The organism is Serratia sp. X3 (assembly GCF_014982455.1).
Taxonomy (GTDB): Bacteria; Pseudomonadota; Gammaproteobacteria; order Enterobacterales; family Enterobacteriaceae; genus Serratia; species Serratia ureilytica.
In genome coordinates this window covers 109,792-123,816 of record NZ_JADCNB010000002.1, presented here as the reverse complement: position 1 = coordinate 123,816, position 14,025 = coordinate 109,792, and the positions used below count along the sequence as shown (strand labels likewise).

General features: G+C 62.4%; 15 protein-coding genes. 11 read left to right on the top strand and 4 right to left on the bottom strand.

Annotation, left to right across the window (positions count from 1 at the left end; translation table 11 throughout):
• Positions 1-106 precede the first annotated feature (106 nt).
• Positions 107-1,057 carry a transcriptional regulator CynR gene (gene cynR / locus IMX17_RS10830; protein WP_193549765.1) on the top strand — a complete coding sequence of 317 codons (951 nt, stop codon included), beginning with the start codon at positions 107-109 and terminating at the stop codon, positions 1,055-1,057.
• On the opposite strand, the gene IMX17_RS10825 is transcribed toward cynR, so the two are convergent.
• Together IMX17_RS10825 and IMX17_RS10820 are read right to left on the bottom strand one after the other, a co-directional pair.
• Entirely contained in the window at positions 981-1,406 is a 426-nt protein-coding gene (locus IMX17_RS10825) for a hypothetical protein (protein WP_193549764.1), read from the bottom strand. The two genes, cynR and IMX17_RS10825, sit on opposite strands and share 77 nt — an antisense overlap.
• 58 nt (positions 1,407-1,464) lie before the next feature.
• Positions 1,465-1,932, bottom strand: a complete 468-nt coding sequence (locus IMX17_RS10820; protein WP_046896974.1) for a helix-turn-helix domain-containing protein — start codon at positions 1,930-1,932, stop codon at positions 1,465-1,467.
• Between the two features lie 63 nt (positions 1,933-1,995).
• Between IMX17_RS10820 and IMX17_RS10815 the strand changes: the two genes are divergently transcribed.
• Positions 1,996-2,223, top strand: a complete 228-nt coding sequence (locus tag IMX17_RS10815) for a tautomerase family protein (RefSeq protein WP_033650586.1) — start codon at positions 1,996-1,998, stop codon at positions 2,221-2,223.
• A gap of 139 nt (positions 2,224-2,362) precedes the next feature.
• The gene (locus IMX17_RS10810; RefSeq protein ID WP_004939011.1) at positions 2,363-3,955 is read left to right on the top strand and encodes an ABC-F family ATPase; all 1,593 of its coding nucleotides are present in this window, start codon (positions 2,363-2,365) and stop codon (positions 3,953-3,955) included.
• Positions 3,956-4,006: 51 nt separating this feature from the next.
• On the opposite strand, the gene moeB is transcribed toward IMX17_RS10810, so the two are convergent.
• Positions 4,007-4,762, bottom strand: coding sequence for a molybdopterin-synthase adenylyltransferase MoeB (moeB, locus tag IMX17_RS10805; RefSeq protein ID WP_046896975.1), 756 nt, complete (start codon positions 4,760-4,762; stop codon positions 4,007-4,009).
• Positions 4,763-4,764: 2 nt separating this feature from the next.
• Entirely contained in the window at positions 4,765-6,003 is a 1,239-nt protein-coding gene (gene moeA, locus IMX17_RS10800; protein ID WP_182264867.1) for a molybdopterin molybdotransferase MoeA, read from the bottom strand.
• A gap of 157 nt (positions 6,004-6,160) precedes the next feature.
• On the opposite strand from moeA, the gene IMX17_RS10795 reads away from it, so the two are divergent.
• The 8 genes from IMX17_RS10795 (at position 6,161) to IMX17_RS10760 (ending at position 14,017) form a co-directional block, all read left to right on the top strand.
• Positions 6,161-6,697: a DUF924 family protein gene (locus IMX17_RS10795; RefSeq protein WP_033650589.1), complete on the top strand. Its 537-nt coding sequence runs from the start codon at positions 6,161-6,163 to the stop codon at positions 6,695-6,697.
• 358 nt (positions 6,698-7,055) lie between these two features.
• Complete coding sequence (locus IMX17_RS10790) at positions 7,056-8,012, top strand: isoaspartyl peptidase/L-asparaginase family protein (RefSeq protein ID WP_033633719.1); 957 nt, start codon at positions 7,056-7,058, stop codon at positions 8,010-8,012.
• A gap of 19 nt (positions 8,013-8,031) precedes the next feature.
• Positions 8,032-9,906: a dipeptide ABC transporter ATP-binding protein gene (locus tag IMX17_RS10785; RefSeq protein ID WP_193549763.1), complete on the top strand. Its 1,875-nt coding sequence runs from the start codon at positions 8,032-8,034 to the stop codon at positions 9,904-9,906.
• Between the two features lie 23 nt (positions 9,907-9,929).
• The gene (gsiB, locus tag IMX17_RS10780; protein ID WP_004938996.1) at positions 9,930-11,465 is read left to right on the top strand and encodes a glutathione ABC transporter substrate-binding protein GsiB; all 1,536 of its coding nucleotides are present in this window, start codon (positions 9,930-9,932) and stop codon (positions 11,463-11,465) included.
• Between the two features lie 52 nt (positions 11,466-11,517).
• Positions 11,518-12,438: a glutathione ABC transporter permease GsiC gene (gsiC, locus tag IMX17_RS10775; RefSeq protein ID WP_046896979.1), complete on the top strand. Its 921-nt coding sequence runs from the start codon at positions 11,518-11,520 to the stop codon at positions 12,436-12,438.
• Positions 12,439-12,447: 9 nt separating this feature from the next.
• Complete coding sequence (gene gsiD / locus IMX17_RS10770; RefSeq protein WP_193549762.1) at positions 12,448-13,356, top strand: glutathione ABC transporter permease GsiD; 909 nt, start codon at positions 12,448-12,450, stop codon at positions 13,354-13,356.
• A 107-nt stretch (positions 13,357-13,463) separates the two neighbouring features.
• On the top strand, positions 13,464-13,700 hold the full coding sequence (locus IMX17_RS10765; protein ID WP_029988820.1) for a type II toxin-antitoxin system CcdA family antitoxin: 237 nt from the start codon (positions 13,464-13,466) through the stop codon (positions 13,698-13,700).
• 2 nt (positions 13,701-13,702) lie between these two features.
• Positions 13,703-14,017: a CcdB family protein gene (locus IMX17_RS10760; RefSeq protein WP_046896980.1), complete on the top strand. Its 315-nt coding sequence runs from the start codon at positions 13,703-13,705 to the stop codon at positions 14,015-14,017.
• The last annotated feature ends 8 nt before the right edge of the window (positions 14,018-14,025 follow it).

Here is a 14,025-nt window from a genome sequence, read left to right as displayed (position 1 = left end):
TTCTCCCAGGGGGGTAAGCGATGGAGGCATCATGAACGCTTCTGGCTATAGGGTCTAAGACCCATTTATAATGCTGGCTATAGGTTTTACTAATAGTTGGGGCGCTATGCTGCTGCGACATATCCGTTATTTTCTGGCCGTGGCCGAACAGGGCAATTTCACCCGTGCCGCCGAAGCGCTGCACGTCTCGCAACCGACCTTGTCGCAGCAGATCAAACAGCTGGAGGATGCGCTGGGAGCGCCGCTGTTCGATCGCAGCGGCAGAAGGGTGCAGCTGACCGACGCCGGTGAGGCCTGGATGCGCTATGCGCGCCTGGCGCTGCAGGATCTGGACGCCGGCGCGCGGGCGATCCATGACGTGGCGACGCTGGCGCGCGGCCATTTGCGGCTGGCGATGACCCCGACCTTCACCGCCTATCTGGTGGGGCCGACGATCGATGCGTTCTACCGCCGCTACCCGGGGATTACGCTGAGCATTGAGGAGATGGCGCAAGAGCGGATTGAGGCGCTGCTGGCGCAGGATCGGCTGGATCTGGGGATTGCCTTTGAGATGGCGCAGTCGGCGGAGGTGGAAGCGATGCCGTTGTTCAGTGAGACGCTGGAGCTGATGGTCGGCGCCGATCATCCCCTGGCGGCGCGGCGTCGGCCGCTGGCGCTGGCGGAGTGGCGAACTCTGCCGCTGGCCTTGCTGAGCGGCGACTTCGCCACGCGTCAGTTTATCGATCGCTACTGCACGCAGCTCGGTTTCCGGCCGCAGGTGGCGGTGGAGGCCAATGCGCTGGGCGCCATCCTTGAGATCGTGCGGCGCGGGCAGCTCGCCACGCTGTTGCCGGCCGCGATTGCGCGCGAGAACCGGCAGTTGAAAAAAGTGGCGTTGGCCAACGCCATGCCGGTGCGGCAGGCGGTATGGCTGCAGCGCCAAGGCGCTTACCGCAGCGCCGCCGCGCAGGCGTTTATCGCCGTTTTGCGGCAACAGGGCGTTACGCCAACGCCCCCCAGCGCTGCGTCATCCCCAGCAGATGCACCAGCCCGAAGCCGAGGCAAATCAGCGAGCTGACGACGATGAAGCGTTGGCTGCGGCCGGTATCGCGCAGGGCGAAAGGGCCGGCGACGCCGCGCAGCAGGTAGATAAAGGTGATGATAAACAGCGCGGGCCGCAGCAGTGGCGCGATCAGGCCCGCGCCGGACAGCGCGTAAAGCGCCCAAATAAACAACACCAGCGCGATGCCGGCGGTAACGACGGCAGGGAACTTTTTACCTGCTTCCGCCGCCTTAATGAAGCGATCGCCGGCGCCGCACAGCCGATAGCCGCGCGGCCCGGCGGCGATCACCCAAATATGCAGCAGGGCGGCGATGGCGCTCAGCGCAGCGCCGATCAGCAGCGCGGTGTTATAGAGGTGTGGCATGGTTCAGCATCCTTGTCCTAAATCAGTCTGGTATCAAGCGTAGACCAGAATGGGTAAGTCAGGCCGGGGGGAGCTCAACGGCCGACATTTGCAGCGCGTCTTCAGGCACTACGTGCGCCTGCGCATCGATAAATGCCAACTGCACCGGCAGCCCGCTGCGTTTATCCACCAGTTGAACGTGGGGGTTGTCATGCAGAATATGCCGGTGGCCCCACGCCATCAGCGCAACCAGGATGGGCCCCAGGCTGCGCCCCTTGTCCGTCAAGACATATTCATGTCGTTCGCGCTCGCCCGGCTCCCGGTAAGCGCGTTTGGCCAACAGTTCTTGTTCTACCATGGCATTCAGACGGTTGCTCAACGCCTGGCGTGAAGCGCCGATATTCTCGCGCAGCTCTTCAAAACGGCGGACGCCGTAGAATGACTCGCGCAGGATCAGTAATGTCCAGCGATCGCCAAGCAGATCCGCGGCCTGCGCCAGCCCGCACAGGGCAAGAGAAACGGTAGGGAGATCGGGAGATTTTGACATGGGCATTTTCCTTGGCTAATCTAGGTCTTATTTTTAGACTTAACTATATTCAAGGAGAGTATAATGCCATTTGTTAATGTGCAAACGGTGAAAGGCATGCTGGATGAACGGCAAAAAAGCGAATTGCTGTCCCGCATTACCGAACTGCTGGTAGAGATAGAAGGGCGAGGGGATCCGGCGTTCAGGCAGTCGGTTTGGGTCCGAATCGATGAACATGCGCCCGAACAATGGAGCCTGGGCGGCGTGCAGCCGACGGCGGCGATGATTGCCGCGAAGTTCCCGCCGCGTTAGTTCAGCTATGCCGCCTGCGAAAAGGATCGGATGCCGCAGGCGCCGCTCAAAATGTCACCGAAACTTCCCGCGATCTCTGCACCCCGTTGTGGCATAATGCGCGCCAAATCACATTCCCTATGTATAAAGAGCGAGCGCTGTGTTAAGCACTAACAACATCACCATGCAGTTCGGCAGTAAGCCGTTGTTTGAAAACATCTCTGTCAAATTCGGCGGCGGCAACCGTTACGGCCTGATCGGCGCCAACGGCTGCGGCAAGTCCACCTTTATGAAAATCCTCGGCGGCGATCTGGCACCGAGCGGCGGCAACGTGTTCCTCGATCCGAACGAGCGCCTGGGTAAACTGCGTCAGGATCAGTTCGCCTTTGAGCAGTACAGCGTGCTGGATACCGTGATCATGGGCCACACCGAACTGTGGGCGGTGAAGGAAGAGCGCGACCGCATCTACGCATTGGCGGAGATGAGCGAAGAAGACGGCTATAAAGTGGCCGATCTGGAAGTGGCCTACGGCGAAATGGACGGCTACAGCGCCGAAGCGCGCGCCGGCGAACTGTTGCTCGGCGTGGGCATTCCGGTTGAGCAGCACTATGGCCCGATGAGCGAAATCGCGCCGGGCTGGAAGCTGCGCGTGTTGCTGGCGCAGGCGCTGTTCTCCGATCCGGAAATCCTGCTGCTCGACGAACCGACCAACAACCTGGACATCGACACCATCCGCTGGCTGGAAAACGTGCTCAACGAGCGCAACAGCACCATGATCATCATCTCGCACGACCGTCACTTCCTGAACATGGTCTGCACCCACATGGCGGATCTGGACTACGGCGAACTGCGCGTTTACCCGGGCAACTACGACGAATACATGACCGCCGCCACCCAGGCGCGCGAGCGTCTGCTGGCGGACAACGCCAAGAAGAAGGCGCAGATCAATGAGCTGCAATCGTTCGTCAGCCGCTTCAGCGCCAACGCCTCCAAATCCAAGCAGGCCACCTCGCGCGCTCGTCAGATCGACAAGATCCAACTGGAAGAGGTGAAAGCTTCCAGCCGCCAGAACCCGTTCATCCGCTTCGAGCAGGACAAGAAGCTGTTCCGTAACGCGCTGGAAGTGGAAGCGCTCACCAAGGGCTTCGACGAAGGCCCGTTGTTCAGCAAGCTGAACCTGATGGTGGAAGTGGGCGAGAAGGTCGCGGTGCTGGGCGCCAACGGCATCGGTAAAACCACCCTGCTGAAAACGCTGGTGGGCGACGCGCAGCCGGACAGCGGCACCGTGAAATGGTCGGAAAACGCCCGTATCGGTTACTACGCGCAGGATCACGAATACGAGTTCGACGACACCCTGAGCGTGTTCGACTGGATGAGCCAGTGGAAGCAGGAAAAAGACGACGAGCAGGCGGTGCGCAGCGTGCTGGGCCGTCTGCTGTTCAGCCAGGACGACATCAAGAAGAAAGTGAAGGTGCTGTCCGGTGGTGAGAAGGGCCGCATGCTGTTCGGCAAGCTGATGATGCAGCGCCCGAATATTCTGGTGATGGACGAACCGACCAACCACCTGGATATGGAATCCATCGAATCGCTGAACATGGCGCTGGAGATGTACGAAGGCACGCTGATCTTCGTCTCCCACGACCGTGAGTTCGTCAGCTCGCTGGCGACCCGGATTCTGGAAATCACCCCGAACAAGGTGATCGACTTTACCGGCAACTACGAAGACTATCTGCGCAGCCAGGGCATCGTGTAACCCTCGCGGCAACGCATCAGGGCGGGAATTATCCCGCCCTTTTTTTATCCGTCATTCCCCGCCGCACACCTCGCAGTGCGGATCCTTCGGCAGTTTCATCTCGCGGAACTGCATGCTCATCGCATCGAACATCAACAGCTTGCCGCGCAGCGGCTGACCATAGTCGGCCAACAGCTTGATGGCTTCCATCGCCTGCAGGGTGCCGATAGTGCCGACCAGCGGCGCCATCACGCCGGCTTCTACGCAGGTGAGGGCGCTGTCGCCGAACAGCCGGCTCAGGCAGCGGTAGCAGGGCTCGCCCGGCTGATAGGTGAACACGCTGAGCTGGCCCTCCATGCGGATCGCCGCGCCGGAAACCAGCGGTTTGCGCTGCGCGTGGCACAGGCGGTTCAGCGCGTCGCGCGCCGCCACGTTGTCGGTGCAGTCCAGCACCAGATCGCTGGCGGCGATCTCTGCCGCAACTGCATCGTCTTCCAGACGGCCGTCGATGGCGTCGATGCGGATATGCGGATTGATGGCGCTCAGTTCCTGCCTGGCGGAGGCGACTTTGCTCTGGCCGATGCGATCGTCGCGGTGCAGGATTTGGCGCTGCAGATTGGAGAGCGAGACGGTGTCGAAATCCACCAGCACCAGATGGCCGACCCCGGCCGCCGCCAGATAAGGCGCGGCGGCGCAGCCCAGCCCGCCCAGCCCGGCGATTAGCACGCGGGCGGCCTTCAGCTTCTCCTGGCCGTCGAAGTCAAAGCCGCGCAGCACGATCTGGCGGTTGTAGCGCAGAGCTTCGGCGTCGGTCAATTCCGGCAACATGTTCAGCTCCTCAGCAGGGCGTTGAACGGTTCGATCTCTACCGTTTCACCCGCCGCCACCGAACCGCGTTCGCGCTCCAGCACGATGAAACAGTTGCCCTGGCTGTAGGAGCTGAAGACGTGTGAGCCCTGGTGGCCGGTGGTGCTGACCTCCAGTTCGCCCGCGGCGTTGCTGCTGAACACGCCGCGCTGAAAATCGAGGCGGCCCGGCGATTTCTTCAGCGGCGTCAGCGCCCGCGCGCGCAGGCGCGGCGGCAGGCGCCAGTCGCTGTGGCCGGCCAACTTCGCCAGCAGCGGTTGCACCAGCTGGTAGAAGGTCAGGGCGGCGGAAACCGGGTTGCCCGGCAGGCCGCAGAACCAGGCGTGGCCCAGTTTGCCGAAGGCGAACGGTTTGCCGGGTTTGATCGCCAGCTTCCAGAAGCTGACCTGGCCCAGCTCGTCGAGCATCTGTTTGGTGTAGTCGGCTTCGCCGACCGAGACACCGCCGCTGCTGATCACCACGTCGGCCTGGCTGTCCGCTTGTTCGAAGGCGGCGCGCAGCGCATCGCGATCGTCGCGGATAATGCCGAGATCGAGCACGTCGCAGCCCAGCTGCTCCAGCATCAGGCGCACCGCGAAGCGGTTGGTGTCATAGATCTGGCCCGCCTGCAGCGGCTGGCCGACCGGCTGCAGTTCGTCGCCGGTGGAAAACACCGCGACCTTCAGCTTACGCATCACTTGCACTTCGGCGACCCCGAGCGAAGCCAGCAGCGGCAGCTGCGCGGCGCCCAGCTTCACGCCGGCCGGCAGCACGCTGGCGCCTTGGCGAATGTCTTCACCCGCCAAACGGATATTCTGGCCGGCTTCTGCCGGGGCGGTAAAACGCACGCCCAGGTTGCTCACTTCAGCCTGCTCCTGCATGACAACCGCGTCCGCCCCGGCCGGGATCGGCGCGCCGGTCATGATGCGCACGCAGCTGTTGGCCGGCCATTGGCCGTCGAACGGTGCGCCGGCGAAGGCCTTACCGGCGACCGGCAGCGGCACGCCGGCCTGTAAATCGGCGAGGCGCACCGCATAGCCGTCCATCGCCGAGTTGGCGAACGGCGGCACGTCGAGTGGTGAGACCACCGGCGCGGCGGTGATGCGGCCGGCGGCGGCGGTCAGGGCGATGGATTCGGTCTGCTGCAGCGGGGCGATCTGCCCGAGCATTTTTTCCAGCGCTTGCTCCAGGGAGATGAGATCGGAAGTATGGCAATGATCCATAAGGGGAACTCCGTAATCAGGGTGCGCATTGATAGCGACAAAGTGCGGGTATTATGGCAGAGAACGCCGGGGGGGAGAACGGGTTATGCCCGCCATCTTTCGCACTGCGCCGGAAGTGCGAACGGGTATAAACTGCGTAAAACAGAGGAGAATCATGATGCATAAACAGGTTATCGAATTCTGGTTCGACGAGATCGAACCGGTGATGTGGTTCAAAAAGGACGATGATTTCGATCGCTTGCTGCACAGCCGCTTCGGCGAAATCTGGCGGGCGGCGGCGGCGGGGGAGCTGGCGCACTGGCGCGACACCATCGAAGGGCGGCTGGCGGAGGTGATCGTGCTCGATCAGTTCAGCCGCAACCTGTTCCGCGGCACGCCGCAGTCGTTCGCCTGCGACGGCATGGCGTTGATTCTGGCGCAGGAGGCGATCCGCAGCGGCGAGTGCGAACGGCTGAGCCGCGAGCAGCGCGGCTTCCTTTATCTGCCGTTCATGCATTCGGAATCGCCGCTGATTCACCAACAGGCGCTGGTGTTGTATACCGAGCTCAATAACGGCGATCAGCTGGAATTCGAACTGCGTCATAAGGCGATCATCGATCGTTTCGGCCGTTACCCGCATCGCAATGCGATATTGGGGCGCATCAGCACGCCGGAAGAAGAGGCCTTTTTACAGCAACCCGGTTCCGGTTTTTAATCGCGGATTATCTTCGCCCGGCCGGGAAAAAAACGGCAGGCCGGGCGTCGAAATAATGATTATTCAGCGTGAACGCTTATTTCATTACCCCATGCCGCTATTTCCTCTCGCGAAATTACCAATAATCCCAGCCGCACTATCAGCGGTTTGCTGCTTTTTATAACCTGCTGTTTTTATTCCAATAAGCTATTTCAAGGTGCGAAACGGTCTAAGCGGACTACGCTAAAAGTGGGGCGTGGACGTTATGCTGTACTTCCACAGTCGGGCTAAATAGCATCGAAAAAAGACTGAATAATAATGATACCGCGCTCAGCTTATTCGCTGTGCTACGGCGGGATTAACACAGGGTGTCAGGCAAATGAGCAAACCAGTGATTGCCATTCATGGCGGCGCGGGCGCAATTACCCGGGCGGCGCTGAGTGCGGAAAAGGAACGGCAGTATATTCAGGCGCTGTCCGAGATCGTGGCCGCCGGGCAGGCGATATTGGCACAGGGCGGCAGCGCGCTGGACGCGGTGACCGAAGCGGTGCGGCTGCTCGAAGAGTGCCCGCTGTTCAACGCCGGTAAAGGCTCGGTGTTTACCCATCAGGGCACCCACGAGCTGGATGCCTGCGTGATGGACGGCCGCACCTGTGATGCCGGCGCCGTCGCCGGCGTCAGCCGCATCCGCAACCCGGTGCTGGCGGCGCGCGCGGTGCTGGAAAACAGCGAACACGTGCTGTTTACCGCCGAAGGCGCCGAGAAGTTTGCCGCCGCCCACGGCTTGGAAATGGTCGCCCCCGACTTCTTCTTTACTCAGGAACGCTTTGATCAGTTGCACCGCGCCCAGGCGGAGCAGGGGCGGGTATTGCTCGATCACGACGGCGCGGCGCAGGCCGCCGATCCGCTCGATCCCGATCGCAAATTCGGCACCGTCGGCGCGGTGGCGCTGGATGCGCTGGGCAACCTCGCCGCCGCCACTTCCACCGGCGGCATGACCAACAAGCAGGCCGGGCGGGTGGGCGACACGCCGATCATCGGCGCCGGTTGCTATGCCAATAACGCCACCGTGGCGGTCTCCAGCACCGGCACCGGCGAAATCTTCTTGCGCGGCGTGGCGGCCTATGACGTCTCCGCCCTGATCGAATACGGCGGGCTCAGCCTGCAAGAAGCCAGCGATCGGGTGGTGATGGAGAAGCTGCCGGCGCTGGGCGGCAGCGGCGGCATGATCGCCGTCGATCGCCACGGCAATATCGCGCTGCCGTTCAACAGCGAGGGGATGTATCGCGGTTTTGGCTATGTCGGCGATGCGCCGTCCGTCGGGATTTATCGCTAAGCGTTCACCGGGAGGGTGTATGACCGACGTTTCATTCCGGCCCGCCGGCGACGGGCTGCCATTGCCGCCGCAGCGGGTGCTGACGGTGCGCGATCTGAGCATCAGCTTTCCTCAAGCGGACGGCGCCGTAGAAGCGGTGCGCAACCTGTCGTTCGATCTCGATCGCGGCGAGACGCTGGCGATCGTCGGCGAGTCCGGCTCCGGCAAATCGGTCACTTCACTGGGGCTGATGCGTCTGGTGGAGCAGGGCGGCGGGCGCATCGTCGGCGGCGCCATGACGCTGCGCCGGCGCGACGGCGCGTTGCTCGATCTGGCGCGCGCCTCGCAGCACACGCTACGCACGGTGCGTGGCGCCGACATGGCAATGATCTTCCAGGAGCCGATGACCTCGCTCAACCCGGTATTTCCAGTCGGCGAGCAGATCGCCGAATCGCTGCGTTTGCATCAGGGCATGGACCACCGCAGCGCGCGCCAGGAGGCGCTGCGCATGCTCGATCTGGTGCGTATTCCGGAGGCTAAAGAGGTGTTGGGGCGCTACCCGCATCAGCTTTCCGGCGGTATGCGCCAGCGGGTGATGATCGCCATGGCGCTCTCCTGCAAGCCGGCGCTGTTGATCGCCGATGAGCCCACCACCGCCCTCGACGTCACCATTCAGGCGCAGATCCTGCAGCTGATCCGCGTGCTGCAACAGGAGATGCAGATGGGGGTGATCTTCATCACTCACGACATGGGCGTGGTGGCGGAGATCGCCGATCGGGTGTTGGTGATGCGCCGCGGTGAGCAGGTGGAACAAAATCGGGTGCGCGAGCTGTTCGCCGCACCGCAACAGGCCTATACCCGGGCGCTGCTGGCGGCGGTGCCGAAGCTGGGGGCGATGGCCGATCGGCCGCTGCCGGCGAAGTTTCCGCTGCCGGATGGCGAGGGCGATGCCGCGCCGCAGGATACCGTGCCGCCAGACGCCGCGCCGATCCTGCGGGTGGAGCATCTGGTCACGCGTTTTGATCTGCGCGGCGGGCTGTTCAATCGGGTCACTCGCCGGGTGCACGCGGTGGAAAACGTCAGTTTCGATCTTTACCCCGGCGAGACGCTGGGGCTGGTGGGCGAGTCCGGCTGCGGCAAGTCCACCACCGGGCGTTCTTTGCTGAAACTGGTGGACAGCCAGAGCGGCACCATCACCTTCGCCGGGCGGCGAATCGATCGGTTGAAGGGGCCGGCGCTGCAGCACCTGCGGCGCGATATTCAGTTCATCTTTCAAGATCCTTACGCCTCGCTCGATCCGCGCCTGACGGTCGGTTTTTCCATCATGGAGCCGCTGCTGGTGCACAAAGTGATGCGCGGCCGGGAGGCCGAAAGGCGGGTGGCCTGGCTGTTGGAACGCGTCGGCCTGTTGCCGGAACACGCGCGCCGCTACCCGCACGAATTTTCCGGCGGCCAGCGCCAGCGTATCTGCATCGCACGCGCGTTGGCGTTGAACCCGAAAGTGGTGATCGCCGACGAGGCGGTTTCGGCGCTGGACGTGTCGATTCAGGCGCAGATCGTCAATCTGCTGCTCGATCTGCAGCGCGAGTTCGGCATCGCTTTTCTGTTCATTTCACACGACATGGCGGTGGTGGAGCGCATCAGCCACCGGGTGGCGGTGATGTACCTCGGGCAGATCGTGGAAATCGGCCCGCGGCAGGCGGTGTTCGACAACCCGCAGCACCCCTACACCCGCAAGCTGATGGCGGCGGTGCCGGTGGCCGATCCCGCTCACGCCCACAAACGGCAGCCGCTGCCGGCCGATGAGATCCCGAGCCCGGTGCGCGCGCTGGGCGATGAACCCGTTACCGCACCGCTGGTGCAGGTTGGCGCCGGACACTTTGTCGCCCGCCACCCGATCGCCGGTGCTTTTTAAACACCTCAGGAGAGACAAGCGACATGAAGCACACATTCAAACGCAATGCGCTGTTGGCCGCCGTACTGCTGGCTGCGGGAACCGGCCCGGTCTGGGCGGCGAAGGACGCGGTGATCGCCGTGGCGTCCAACTTCACCACCCTCGATCCCTACGACGCCAACGACACGCTGTCGCAGGCGGTGGCCAAGTCTTTCTATCAGGGGCTGTTCGGCTTCGACAAGGACATGAAGCTGGTGAACGTGCTGGCGGACAGCTATGAGGTCAGCAAAGACGGCTTGACCTATACCGTCAAACTGCGCCAGGGCATTAAATTCCACGACGGCACCGCGTTCAACGCCGAGGCGGTGAAGGTCAACCTCGACCGCGCCAGCAACCCGGACAGCCACCTCAAGCGCTACAACCTGTTCAAGATGATCGACAAAACCGAAGCGGTGGACGCCAATACGGTGAAAATCGTGCTGAAGGCGCCGTTCTCGGCGTTCGTCAACAATCTGGCGCACCCGGCGGCGGCGATCATCTCCCCGGCGGCGCTGAAGCAATACGGCAAGGAGATCGGTTTCCATCCGGTCGGCACCGGGCCGTATCAGTTCGTGACCTGGAACCAGACCGATTTCGTCAAGGTGAAGAAGTTCGACGGCTACTGGCAGCCGGGGCTGCCGAAGCTCGACAGCATCACCTGGCGCCCGGTGGTGGATAACAACACCCGCGCGGCGATGCTGCAGACCGGCGAGGCGACCTTCGCCTTCCCGATCCCTTACGAGCAGGCCAAAGTGCTGGAAGGCAACGCCAAGCTGGACGTGGTGGCCGCGCCGTCGATCCTGCAGCGTTACATCAGCATGAACGTTACCCAAAAGCCGTTCGACAACCCGAAGGTGCGCCAGGCGCTGAACTACGCGATTAACAAGGACGCGCTGATCAAGGTGGCGTTTGCCGGTTACGCGGTGCCGGCGGAAGGGCCGGTGCCGCCGGCGATCGATTTCGCCGCGCGCTATAAGCCGTGGCCGTACGATCCGGCCAAGGCGCGCGAGCTGTTGAAAGAGGCCGGTTACCCGAACGGCTTCACCACCACGCTGTGGTCGTCCCACAACCACAGCACCGCGCAGAAGGTGCTGCAGTTCACCCAACAGCAGCTGGCGCAGGTGGGGGTGAAAGTGACGGTGACGGCGATGGATGCCGGGCAGCGCGCGGCGCAGGTGGAGAGCGTCGGGGTGAAAGACACCGGCGTGCGGCTGTTCTACACCGGCTGGTCGGCCTCGACCGGGGAAGCGGACTGGGCGCTGTCGCCGCTGTTCTCCACCCAGGCGGCGCCGCCGAAGCAGTTCAACACCGCGTTCTACAGCAATCCGCAGGTGGACAAGGATCTGACCGACGCGCTGGCAACCACCGATCGCGCCGAGAAGCAGAAACTGTATCAGGACGCGCAGGATCGCATCTGGGCCGACGCGCCCTGGATCTTCCTGGCGACCGAACGCTTGCTGTCGGCCAACAGCAAACAGCTGAGCGGTTTCTACGTGATGCCGGATACCTCGTTCAACTTTGATAACGCCGATCTGAAATAAGGCGCCCATCCCCGCCTGCGGCCACGCGGCTGCGGGTGGGGGAAGGAATGAGATGCTCAATTATTTTCTGAAACGACTGCTGGGCCTGATCCCGACGCTGCTGATCGTAGCGGTGCTGGTGTTCCTGTTCGTCCACCTGCTGCCGGGCGATCCGGCGCGGCTGGCGGCGGGGCCGGAGGCCGACGAGGCGGTGGTGCAGCTGGTGCGCAAGGATTTGGGGCTGGATAAGCCGCTGCCGCAGCAGTTCGCGCACTTTTTCGTCAACGCGCTGCGGGGCGACTTCGGCATCTCGATGGTGTCCAAGCGCCCGGTGAGTGAAGAGATCGCCTCGCGCTTTCTGCCGACCTTCTGGCTGACCGTCACCAGCATGCTGTGGGCGGTGGCGTTCGGCCTGGCGATCGGCGTGGTGTCGGCGGTGTGGCGTAACCGTTGGCCGGATCGCCTCGGCATGACGCTGGCGGTGTCGGGGATCTCGTTCCCGGCCTTTGCGCTCGGCATGCTGTTGATGCAGGTGTTCTCGGTCGAGCTGGGGTGGCTGCCGACGGTGGGCGCCGACAGCTGGCGGCACTACATTCTGCCTTCGATCACTTTGGGGGCGGCGGTGGCGGCGGTGATGGCGCGTTTCACCCGCGCTTCGTTCGTCGAGGTGTTGCAGGAAGACTACATGCGCACCGCGCGCGCCAAGGGCGTGAGAGAAAGCGTGGTGGTGATGAAACACGGCCTGCGCAATGCGATGATCCCGGTGGTGACCATGATGGGGCTGCAGTTCGGCTTCCTGCTCGGCGGTTCGATCGTGGTGGAGAAGGTGTTCAACTGGCCGGGGCTGGGGCGCTTGCTGGTGGACTCGGTGGAGATGCGCGATTACCCGGTGATCCAGGCCGAGGTGCTGCTGTTCTCGCTGGAGTTCATCCTGATCAACCTGCTGGTGGATATGCTGTACGCGGCGATCAATCCGGCGATTCGTTACCAATGAGGATGCGGCATGATTAAGCATTGGCGGCGCAGCGCCGCACTGAAGGCGATGCCGCTTATTGACCCCAACGCGGTGCGCACGCCGTGGGGCGAATTTTGGCGGCGTTTTCGCCGCCAGCGGGCGGCGCTGGTCGCCGGTCTGTTGGTGCTGCTGCTGATTGCGGCGGCGCTGCTGGCGCCTTATCTGGCGCCGTTCGATGCGGAAAACTATTTCGATTACGACCGGCTGAACGAAGGGCCTTCGCTGCTGCACTGGCTGGGGGTGGATTCCCTCGGACGCGATATTTTCAGCCGCATCCTGATGGGCGCGCGCATTTCGCTGGCGGCCGGGGTGTTCTCGGTGCTGACGGGCGGGGCGATCGGCACGCTGCTGGGGCTGCTGGCCGGCTACTATGAAGGCTGGTGGGATCGCCTCACCATGCGCGTCTGTGACGTGCTGTTCGCGTTTCCCGGCATTTTGCTGGCGATCGGCGTGGTGGCGATCATGGGCAGCGGCATGGCCAACGTGATCGTCGCGGTGGCGATCTTCAGCATTCCGGCCTTCGCTCGCCTGGTGCGCGGCAATACGCTGGTGCTGAAGCGCCTGACCTATATCGAGTCGGCGCGCAGTATCGGCGCCTCGGACTGGACCATCATCCTGCGGCACATCCTACCGGGCACCCTGTCTTCGATCGTGGTCTATTTCACTCTGCGCATCGGTACCTCGATCATCACCGCCGCCAGCCTGTCGTTTTTGGGGCTGGGCGCCCAGCCGCCGACGCCGGAGTGGGGAGCGATGCTCAACGAAGCGCGCGCCGATATGGTGATCGCGCCGCACGTGGCGATCTTCCCCAGCCTGGCGATATTTATCACCGTGCTGGCGTTCAACCTGTTAGGCGACGGATTGCGCGACGCGCTCGATCCGAAGCTGAAGGGGTGATGCTTTAACGTATGGCGCACATTTGAACGGGCTCACATGACGTCTCAGTGCTATTATCCGTTCAATAAGCCGTGTTGTTTGCACGAAAATGAGTGAGAGAGGTGCCGATGCCAGTAAAACAACGAACGACGCAAAGTGTGACTATGACGCTGGAACGCAGTTTGTTGAGCCGTGCGCGTGAGGCGGGGATTAATCTCAGCGCGACGCTGACTGCTGCTTTAGATGCTGAGTTGCGTCAGCATGAGAGGATAAAATGGCAGGAAGAAAACCGAGAGGCGCTTGAAGCGCTTAACCGATTTAATGATGAGCATGGTTGCTTTAGCGACGAATACAGGACGTTTTAGCGATGCAATTTACGGTGTATGCGAATAGCGGGAACAGCGCGATTTACCCCCTGCTGCTTGATGTGACGAGCGATATCATTGGGCAATTAAATCGTCGAGTTGTGATCCCTTTGTTGCCCGTTGAAAAATACCCGGGGAGTCCGCGACCGGAGCGCTTGATCCCGTTGATCAAATTGATTGATGACAACGAGTACGCCGTGATGACATATGAAATGGCCAGCATCCCGGTTCGGGCTTTGGGGGCCGAATTTTGTGATGTTTCCCAGTATCGGAGCAGGATAAAAGCCGCCATCGACTTTCTTCTTGACGGTATTTGAAGAAATCC